The organism is Pantoea sp. B9002, from assembly GCF_013385945.1.
Lineage (GTDB): Bacteria > Pseudomonadota > Gammaproteobacteria > Enterobacterales > Enterobacteriaceae > Pantoea.
Window position 1 is genome coordinate 1 of the sequence record NZ_JACAPA010000070.1, and the last position, 9,605, is coordinate 9,605.

Genomic DNA, 9,605 nt, shown 5'->3' on the forward strand with positions numbered 1-9,605 from the left:
CGTCGACCCGTTGAACTCACATCCAGTTGCGGACGGTCTCGATTGAAAGTCGGATATCATGGCGCTCTCTGAGTTTTTCTGCGGTCAGTGTGGGACCAAAGTCGCTGTAGTTTTCACGTATCAGCGTGAGCACTCGTAGTTTGAGAGATTCGGTCAACCGGTGGTTGCTGGGCTGACCGCGTTTGCGGCTGACAAGTCCTTCAGCACCAGAAACCCGGTAACGATTGATAAGCCGTTGCGCCTGACGTTCTGAGATGCCAAGCTGTGACGCTGCATCGCGACGGCGTAGGCGCTTTTCACAAACAGCCTGTATCACTGGCAAGCGGTGAATCTCTTTATCTGACATGGTCACCAACATCCGTTGAGTCCCTTAGAATTGCGTTCAGTTTAGCTTACTCTAAGGTGACGTTTCTATCTGGATAAAGGGAGTGCGGATGTTTTCCTGGACCTTCAGGAGATGATTTATGCATTCTTATGAGGACCGGATTCGCGCTGTTGAACTCTATTATCTATATGGCAGAAAAGCGTCTGTAGTAGTCAGGGAATTAGGTTACCCGTCCATAAAACAGCTTGGCCGCTGGGTTCGTATTTATGAAGAGAAGGGTGATTTACCGAGAGAATTAAAGCCAAGGGAACGTTACTCTTATGCGCAGAAAGTCGCCGCTGTTGAGCATTATCTTACGCATGGTGGATGTCTTGCTTTCACTTGCCGCGCCATCGGATATCCCAGCAGCGAAGTGCTTAAACGCTGGGTCACAGAGATTTATCCGGGACGACGTCCGCTGATTATTCGCTCGAATACCAACAAATGCTTCAGTCCGGACGAAAGAACACAGGCTGTTCGCGCACTCTGCAACCGGCGCGGGACGGCTCTTAAAGTTGCACAAAATATAGGCGTCAGCGTTCCGGTTCTGTACAAGTGGAAGAAAGACTTAATCGACGATGAGGCTTATCAATCCATGCGTAAACGTAAATCAGGTTCTCAGGATAAAAACCAGGATGCACTGCTAGAAGAGGTCGCACGGCTCAAACAGCAAGTTCATCAGCTGGAGCTTGAGCGTGACATTCTGACTAAAGCGAATGAACTGATAAAAAAAGACATGGGCATCAGCTTCCAGACCCTGAAGAACAGGGACAAAACCCAGGTCGTTGATGCCCTTAAGGAAATATATCCTTTAGCTGAGCTGCTTAATGCACTGCGACTTGCGCGCAGTTGCTATTTCTATCACAAAGCAAAGCTGCGCCGGCACGATAAGTACGCTGAAATACGCGTGACGATGGCAAAACTCTTTGACGGGAATTACCGTTGCTACGGCTACCGGCGTCTGCACGCGATGCTGCGTAAAAATAACATGCATATCTCTGAGAAGGTCGTCCGCAGGTTGATGGCTGAAGAGCAGCTTGTTGTTAAACGAACCGGAAGGCGTCGCTACAACGCTTATTGCGGAGAAATCAGTCCGGCACCTGAAAATCTTCTCGCCAGAAATTTTCGATCCTGCAGGCCAAATGAAAAGTGGCTGACCGATATAACCGAGTTCCAGATCCCAGCAGGCAAAGTCTATCTGTCACCAGTCATTGACTGTTTTGATGGCAAAGTAGTGAGCTGGACTATCGGAACGCGACCGGATGCAAAGCTGGTAAATACCATGCTGGATGATGCGATCGATACGCTCAGAGAAAATGAAAAGCCGGTAATACACAGCGACAGAGGCAGTCATTATCGATGGCCGGGCTGGCTTGATCGTATCAACGCGTCGGGACTTATAAGGTCCATGTCGCGCAAAGGTTGCTCATCGGATAACGCAGCGTGCGAAGGCTTCTTCGGGCGGGTCAAAAATGAAATGTACTACGGTATAAACTGGGCGGGCGCAACGTTGGAAAATTTTATGTGCTTCCTGGACAGGTACATACGCTGGTATAACGAGGAGCGTATTAAAATCTCATTAGGTTCAATGAGCCCGGTGAAGTACCGGCAGCATCTGAGGATCTCAACATAACCAGTCCAACAAAACATCCGCATCTCCAAAAGTGACATTACTAAATGGTTATAACATATAAAGATCGCAAAATACTTATTATGTTAAATTAAATTCGCTCACGCTCTAGGTCACCTCGCCCGTAGCAGCGCGATTTATCGAGCACGTTTTTGGCACCCATGCTCAGCAGCGCGGAAATTATTATGATAGATTATGCTCGTTCGATGTCCCATTCTAAGGTGTGTAGGCATGCCCCAAGAAACAATAACAATAAGCAATAATATTAAAATAAATGATGGCCGTATTAGCCACGCTATCTCCAGAATAAGTAACGTCTCACCAGGAACAAAAATTATTATTCGTTTCGACCATAATTCTGGTGGCGCTGTGCAGGCAGCAGTAGATTTGATTGAAGCTATTGAACTGAGTAGGCCTGCAGTTAACATTGTTCTTGTTTTCAAAGGATTTGCTGTAAGTGCAGCTGCATTTATTCTGGGTTATTTCGGTTTTTATAACGTCGTTACCCCGAATGTGATAGTTCAGATGGATGGCCCGGTATGTGTCGTTTATCATAAACCCAGAGTATCTATTGGAGATTACGATCATTTTGCATCAGGACTTTACCCGGATAGAAAGTATCCAAAAGCTGTCGAATTTGTCAGGGATATGAACCCTACTTTTGATGCTGTTTTTTTAAGTATAATAACAGCTTGTTATGCAAAAAAAATCCGGGTTGCCCCGCATATGGAATCTGTCTATAATATGAACGGTGATGTGTCCGTAATGTTTAAGGACGGTAATATATGAAAAACCAGAACAGTTCAGACTGGAAACGCGTCAACCAGTACCGACGTGAGCAACAGCAGCGAATCGCCGCGCAAAAGACTCCTGCACCAGCCCTTCTTTCTGCCAACTCGCAACTTTTGCGTCTGGCCCGCGAACTTAACACCAGAGCGGGAGATGATGCTGAGCGGAACAGTGAGCCTGCGGAGTTTAAAGTTTACTAATCGCTAAGACAGCCTTCATCCAGGCTGTCGTCTACCTTCTCTTCCCTAACCAGTTTATCCTGTCTCTGGAATCCTGGTGCCTATACGCATTCTTCCATATTTACTCATTCACCCCTGATAGTCACTCCGGTATCTGGCTCTGCGCACTCACCTTCTCCTAATAAGATTTAGAATTTTTGGCAGATTATCCTCATAAATGTTTAAGATTTTTTCAGCACTCTAACCAAAATTCTGCATTTATAGGATCGTTTTAAAAAACGATAACTTCATATAATGGGCTTTATATGAAGTTAGGATCCGCGCATGGATCCGGGTATCATTAAGATCCTTTGCCACCCTGGTAAGTACTGAACACTAATGCAGCGTCGCTACGTGAATTCTTCTGGGTAACTACCCTGCTCTTTCATCAGAATTCGTGTAGCGGCGCCGAGTGAATTTTCGGTTAAAAACTGGACAATATGACTGAAATAACGCCAACTTCCGTAGTTTCATTACCTGATAACAGTGACATAGCCGATCGGCTGCGTGAATTCGTGCAGGATCGGGACGCTTTCTCCGATAACACCTGGAACCAGCTGCTGAGTGTGATGCGTATCGGCAGCCGCTGGGCGGAAGATAACGGTCGAAGTTTTCTGCCGATGACGCCAGCTGATCTGCGGGATTATCTTTTGTGGCTGCAGGCGTCGGGACGCGCGTCGTCTACCGTTTCCTCACATGCATCACTTATCTCGATGTTACACCGTAACGCTGGGCTGGTGCCACCTAACGTCTCCCCGCTGGTTTTACGCGCCATTAAGAAAATCAACCGATCTTCAGTTATCAGCGGCGAGCGCGCCGGTCAGGCTATTCCCTTCCGTATTGGCGATTTGCTGACTCTTGATGGCAGGTGGTCAGGCTCCGATCGGTTGCAGAAGATCCGCGATCTGGCATTTCTCCACGTGGCCTATGCCACCCTGCTGCGCGTGAGCGAACTGGGACGCTTGCGCGTGCGGGATGTGTCGCGCGCGTCGGATGGCCGAATTATTTTAGACGTTGCCTGGACGAAAACCATTGTGATGACCGGTGGCCTGATTAAGGGACTGGGTGACCTGTCGTCGCAGAGGCTGACAGCGTGGCTTGCAGTCTCGGGGCTGAATGCTGAACCCGACGCCTACATCTTTGGCCCCGTTCACCGGACTAATCGCGCACGGGCTGAGACGAAAAGGCCGCTTACAACACGCGCACTTGAGGACATATTTGCACGCGCCTGGCATGAAGCCGGTTTCGGCCAGGATATGAAACCCAATAAAAACCGCTACCGCGGCTGGTCAGGTCACAGCACCCGAGTCGGCGCTGCGATCGACATGGCCACGAAGAAATACAGCACGGCGCAGATCATGCAGGAAGGAACCTGGAAAAAGGCCGAAACGGTGATGCGGTATATTCGCCACGTGGATGCGCACGCCGGTGCCATGGTTGATTTCATGGATAAGTATCATTCAGGTTGATAATGATAGGTCATCGGTTCAGTGGCTATCAGTTCTGGTTGCGGAAGGTGTCCGCATAGTGCTGGAAGGTACGCATTAGCGCATTGTTTCCGGCTGAAGCCATGGCGTGTGCGGGCTCAAGGACGGCCAGAATGCTGTACGCGTCTTCATTGAAAAATCCGCGAGTGTAGACCAGTGCCGTATCACTTACCTGCCTGAATTGAATACGCTGCCCGTTGAAAGGAACCGATGAAACAAGGTCCAGATGAATGTGGTAGATCTCAGAGCTGATGATTGATTCGGGGCGATCGTAGCGGCAGTCACGACCAAAATAGTCTGGCTTACGGCGGTAACGTTTATAAAGCTCAAAATCACGGAGAAGGTCTTCTGCGAGCTGTTGAGGCACATCCGGATGAGACGCAAAAAATGCGTGAAAGTAACGGTCGCAGGAGTCCGGATTAAGACTGACGCTGAAGCTCAAGGGATGTTACTCAGTGTCGGGAGCTGGCAGCACGAGTTCCATGCTCAGCAAGTCTGCGAAGATGTATCAGATTAATATTACTTTCCTGACGCTCAGCCTCCCCGGTCATCTGCTGCAGTAAGTCCAGGAGATCGCGTGCGGCTTCCCGTGCGAGCGATACAGGTACCAGATAGGCCTGCTGAGAAGCATCCGTTTTCCCCGCCATTTTTACGGCGGATTCGAGGGCGCGCAACTCCAGAAGCAGGATCGAGACTGATTCATAAATACTGTCACCAATCCGGGTGGCTTCGTCAAAGTCTGCCATGCTGACAAGAACACGATAGGTAGTGCGAAGATCTTCGCGAACGCGCGCCAGGTCTTCCAGAGCCTGTGCCAGAGGATAGGCCTGACCGATGACATCGCTGATGCCAGCTGAACGTGTACCCTGAGGCCATGCGCTGGATTTGCGGAAGTGCGCGTTAAACGCGGCCGCAATGTAAGGCATGTCACAGGCAAAGTTATTCAGATTACTCATATCAGCTCCGGCTCCTCGGCGAGGTTTATGGCTATTTTACACTAACTGTGGGGCGCTGTCTCAGCGTTAAGCTGGCCTGGATGTACGGATGCGGTCTGACAGCTTCATCAACTGGAACACGCTCTTTATGGCGACTGGCACATGAACACCAACGGGAGTATTAATGCTGCACATCTTAACTGTTGTTCGTTCACACTGACGTGCGCGTCTGGTTATAAGCAGACTGCAGCCCCACAACAGTGCGCCCTCCGCATCGTATTTTTTACTTTACGGAATGCATAGGGCACTAAATGCTGGTAAGCAATGAGCGCGGGCGGAAAGGCTAATCTGAGAAACCGGAAAATGCTAATGGGTGGTCATAATCGGGTTAAAAAACACGCTCAAGCCTGAACGTAAAAAACGGCTCAGGACCGGTTTACTGATAGGGTCTCCGTGGTTACCACTTGTAGTGGTTGGAGCCTTCCCAGTCCCGGAGCTCTTTCTCCGCCTGTTCCTTTCCATAACCTTAACGCTCCTGAATTCTGCCAGCCAGCTGGTCGCGCTTACCTTCCGCTACGTCCATGTCATCATTGTTAAGCTTTTTTCCGCTGATGCAATCTTTATTCATGCCGTCACCCTGAGTTATTTCAAGGCTGCTGCTATGTAATCTGTGTCCAGAACTTAATGCTTAAGAGTGTGGTTCATATGTGGTGGTTCATACAAAGGATTCAGACATAAAAAAACCATCTTTAAGAAGATGGTTCATTTTGCATCATGAAGAGGTTTCAGGCAAAGCTGACGACATGTTTTGATGAAAGTTTACAGGATTTGCTGTAAGGGGACTTCTCAGCTGGTTTGTAGCCGAGTTCACCCCGGGACACCGCAGACGCTTTTTCATCATAACGCTTGTGTTGTGCTTCTTTGATTTCAGACGGAGACATTTTAAGTAAGCGGGTTGCCTTTAGTAGATGACACTCCAAATTTATATATTTTTCATGTGAGGATTACAGTTTTTTGGCCATTAAAGAAGCAAAACACAGGCTGTGCCGGAATATTACTGCAGGCCAGTCATGCTGAGAGGACCGGGATCTGTAAACAACCAGGATTTTACAAAATCTGATTATTTTCGGCAGTACTGGCAAGAAGATGATGAAGGAAAACATCAGGATCAACTTCCTGCCTGCGCCATCCGGCACGGCTGAGCAAAGCATCGATCGGGGCAAAATCTGCAGTTATACGAACGGACAGCGATTTAAGCTGATTGCCATCGTCATCAAACCCGCTTTCGAGATCGGCTTTTCGCAGAAATAAGCACGATGCTTTTGGGCTGATACGAACGGCCTGACGCCCCTCCCACTCAGATTCGCTTAAAACTCGGTAATTCACACCGGTAAGTGTAATTGCATGTATGACGTGTTGAAGTCTGAAGAGATCATTTTGTCTCAGCAGGTCGCCACTACTGGCACGCCAGAGATACTCAAGCTTTCCGGGTAAATCTGCGCGAAGTCCCTTTTCTCTTCCTTCCTTAAGGGGTCAGTTTGGATATCGAAAATTATTGTACGTTAAGGTTGTTTTTTGACCTTTCTACTTTAGCGGGCCTCAGCCGACGAAATTTACCGGAAGCCGGTATCCGGTTGCTTTTCCAGATATAATCGCCTGTCAGATTGATGTGCTCCCAGCCTAACGGCGACAAATGCGACAGCAGTTGTTCGCTGATCTTTAGTCCCTTACGCTTCAGGGCATCGATCGCCCTTTCCATATACACAGTATTCCACAGCGAGATCGCAGCCGTCAGAAGCGTCAGTCCACTGGCGCGATAGCTCTGATTTTCCGGCTTCCTGTCCCTGATTTCTCCCAGCCGGTGCATAAATACCGCCCGCGCCAGTGCGTTACGTGCCTCACCTTTATTCAGCCCCGCCTGTACCTGCCGACACAGTGCAGGATCGCGGAACCAGTCGAGCATAAACAGCGTTCGCTCAATGCGGCCAATTTCTCTCAGTGCTTTGGCAAGTCCGTTTTGCTTGGGGTAGCTGGCTAGCTTTTTCAGCATCAGAGATGCCGTCACGGTTCCCTGCTTTATCGAGGTCGCCAGACGCAGCACTTCACGCCAGTGAATTTCGATCTCTTTCAGGTTCAGGCTGGTCGTTGATATCAGGGACTGAAGCGCTGGGTACTGGTCTGCTTTCCCTTTGATAAACAGCTTCTTGTCGTGGAGATCCCTGATTCGCGGACAGAACGCAAACCCCAGCAGATGCATCAGGGCAAAGACATGATCGGTGAAACCCGCGGTATCGGTGTAATGCTCCCTGATTTCCAGGTCACTTTCGTGGTACAGCAAGCCATCTAGCACATGGGTTGAATCCCTGACTCGACTGATTATACAGGTGTAAAACGGGCTGTATTGATCCGATATATGGGTATAAAACTGTCGTCCGGGCTCCTGCCCATATTTTGGGTTAACCTGCCCTGCGTAGCGGCCTGATCTGCCTGTTCTGAAATTCTGTCCATCTGATGATGACGTTGTCCCGTCTCCCCAGAATGCCGCCAGTGGTCTTTTCCCCTGCGCGTTTACCAGCTCTGCGAGGGCGGCTGAATAGGTTTCGTCGCGGATGTACCATGCCTGGATATCTTCGAGTGATGATTTGGTGCTTCCGGGGCAGGCTTACGCCATTTTGGTCAGACCAAGATTGATGCCATCCGCAAGGATGGTGGTGAGGAGCTGGCGGGTATCGGGACGGGTAATGTCATTTTTTATATGCGAAAAATGTTGGGTAAACGTCGTCCAGCTGTTTACCTCATCGAGAATTTCCGTGATTTTAGGGCGCGGTAGCATGCTGTAAACCAACTCTGCCAGCGGTGAAACCTGTACCGGGACGCAGTTATCCAGCGGAGAGACTTTTACTCCCCTGTCAGATATTTCCACATCGGGCAGCTCACCAAGGGCAGCCATGGCATTGACCTCTTCAAGTCTGGACTGAAGCAGGGTCATACGGCTGGTAATGTACTCATGATAATCAGCAGATACGGGCAGGGGCAGCGCCGGTGTGAGTTTGTCAAAGTCCTTTTCGGGAATGAGGTAATCATCAAAGTTTTTGTAGCGGCGTGAGCCTTTAACCCAGATGTCCCCGGAGCGCAATGCACCCTTAAGCTCGCTGAGCGCACAAAATTCATAGTACTGCCGGTCAATACCCGCAGGTGTAATCACCACTTTGCGCCAGCTTTCAGGGACAAACTCAAGCGGCGCTGTCGCAGGAACTTTACGCGACTGCTTCCGGTACATATCCTTGATCACAACCAGCGCATCAGCCAGAGGTTGCGCTGCCGGGGTTGCGATTAACTGTAAAGCGGACAACATGCGCGGGGCATATTTCCGTAATGTGCTGTATTTCTCGGTAATAATATGTAGCGGATCAAAATTATTTTTTCTGGCGAGATGGCGTGTTTCCTCCAGACTGGCGACAAATTCAGGCCATGGGAGTATGTTTTCTATTGCGAGCCATGGATCGCCACCGGAATCACGAGCTTCAGATAGTGCCTGGCCGACATCGATGTACTGCCTCAGTTTTGACTGGATTAGCTTTCCGCTCTGCTGAAGGCGCTCAGCCTGTGTTCTTTTGGCTTTGCTGAAAAGGCTGTTCAGCATGCGTTCATGCAGCTCAATCACTTCATCTGTCAGTGTGGCTCTGGCTTCTTCCAGCACGCACACCAGTATCGCATGACGCCGGGCTGCTGAAAATCGGGTCAAATCCCGGCTACTCATCTTTCGGCCTTCCCTCGCCAGTTTCAGCAACCGGTTCTGGTGAATGGTACGATCTATACCTTCAGGTAATGCCAGCGATTCAATGCTACTGAGCCAATCAAGGTGTTGCAGCACGTTCTTACCATTGATTTTACCCGGCGGTTGCAGAAGCCATGTCAGCCTGGAAGACTGATTATCTGAGGACTCAAGTAAACGATCCAGGGCATCCCTGTGAGCCTGAGTTAACGGGGCATTCAGAGTCTGAAATACGATTTTATCGCCGCCAGCCATGGCCTCCGCACAGGTACGCTCCACGACATCAATCGCGGGGATTATCACGTTGTTCTTCCGGAGCCAGACCAGCAGTTCTTCGGCCAGGAGAATACCTTTATCGGTGCGCGTCGCCATCGGCAGCAGGTGTGTAATACAGTCCTGCTGTATTT

7 protein-coding genes and 3 pseudogenes are annotated in these 9,605 nt (G+C 49.6%); 5 read left to right on the forward strand and 5 right to left on the reverse strand.

Annotated features, from left to right (window positions below):
* Positions 1 to 19 precede the first annotated feature (19 nt).
* Positions 20 to 346 (reverse strand): annotated as a pseudogene (locus HX773_RS24925) (helix-turn-helix domain-containing protein); the annotation flags it as partial.
* A 118-nt stretch (positions 347 to 464) separates the two neighbouring features.
* Between HX773_RS24925 and HX773_RS24930 the strand changes: the two are divergent.
* From HX773_RS24930 to HX773_RS24945, 4 genes are all read left to right on the forward strand, one after another.
* Positions 465 to 1,997: an IS3 family transposase gene (locus HX773_RS24930; RefSeq protein WP_176973742.1), complete on the forward strand. Its 1,533-nt coding sequence runs from the start codon at positions 465 to 467 to the stop codon at positions 1,995 to 1,997.
* A 228-nt stretch (positions 1,998 to 2,225) separates the two neighbouring features.
* A complete protein-coding gene (locus HX773_RS24935) occupies positions 2,226 to 2,783 on the forward strand; it encodes a hypothetical protein (RefSeq protein WP_176973743.1) in 558 nt (185 codons plus the stop codon).
* Positions 2,780 to 2,983 carry a hypothetical protein gene (locus HX773_RS24940; RefSeq protein ID WP_176973744.1) on the forward strand — a complete coding sequence of 68 codons (204 nt, stop codon included), beginning with the start codon at positions 2,780 to 2,782 and terminating at the stop codon, positions 2,981 to 2,983. The genes HX773_RS24935 and HX773_RS24940 overlap by 4 nt, the downstream gene beginning before the upstream one ends.
* Before the next feature lie 458 nt (positions 2,984 to 3,441).
* A complete protein-coding gene (locus tag HX773_RS24945; protein ID WP_176973745.1) occupies positions 3,442 to 4,470 on the forward strand; it encodes a tyrosine-type recombinase/integrase in 1,029 nt (342 codons plus the stop codon).
* Between the two features lie 28 nt (positions 4,471 to 4,498).
* Here HX773_RS24945 and HX773_RS24950 read toward each other — a convergent pair whose 3' ends face one another.
* The 3 genes and pseudogenes from HX773_RS24950 to HX773_RS26055 form a co-directional block, all read right to left on the reverse strand.
* The gene (locus HX773_RS24950; RefSeq protein WP_176973746.1) at positions 4,499 to 4,930 is read right to left on the reverse strand and encodes a type II toxin-antitoxin system YafO family toxin; all 432 of its coding nucleotides are present in this window, start codon (positions 4,928 to 4,930) and stop codon (positions 4,499 to 4,501) included.
* A gap of 10 nt (positions 4,931 to 4,940) precedes the next feature.
* Positions 4,941 to 5,444: a hypothetical protein gene (locus HX773_RS24955; RefSeq protein WP_176973747.1), complete on the reverse strand. Its 504-nt coding sequence runs from the start codon at positions 5,442 to 5,444 to the stop codon at positions 4,941 to 4,943.
* A gap of 436 nt (positions 5,445 to 5,880) precedes the next feature.
* Positions 5,881 to 6,051: pseudogene (locus HX773_RS26055) on the reverse strand (hypothetical protein).
* 518 nt (positions 6,052 to 6,569) lie between these two features.
* Between HX773_RS26055 and HX773_RS24960 the strand changes: the two are divergent.
* The gene (locus HX773_RS24960) at positions 6,570 to 6,734 is read left to right on the forward strand and encodes a hypothetical protein (RefSeq protein WP_176973748.1); all 165 of its coding nucleotides are present in this window, start codon (positions 6,570 to 6,572) and stop codon (positions 6,732 to 6,734) included.
* A 251-nt stretch (positions 6,735 to 6,985) separates the two neighbouring features.
* Here HX773_RS24960 and HX773_RS24965 read toward each other — a convergent pair.
* A pseudogene (locus HX773_RS24965) lies at positions 6,986 to 9,605 on the reverse strand (Tn3 family transposase); the annotation flags it as partial.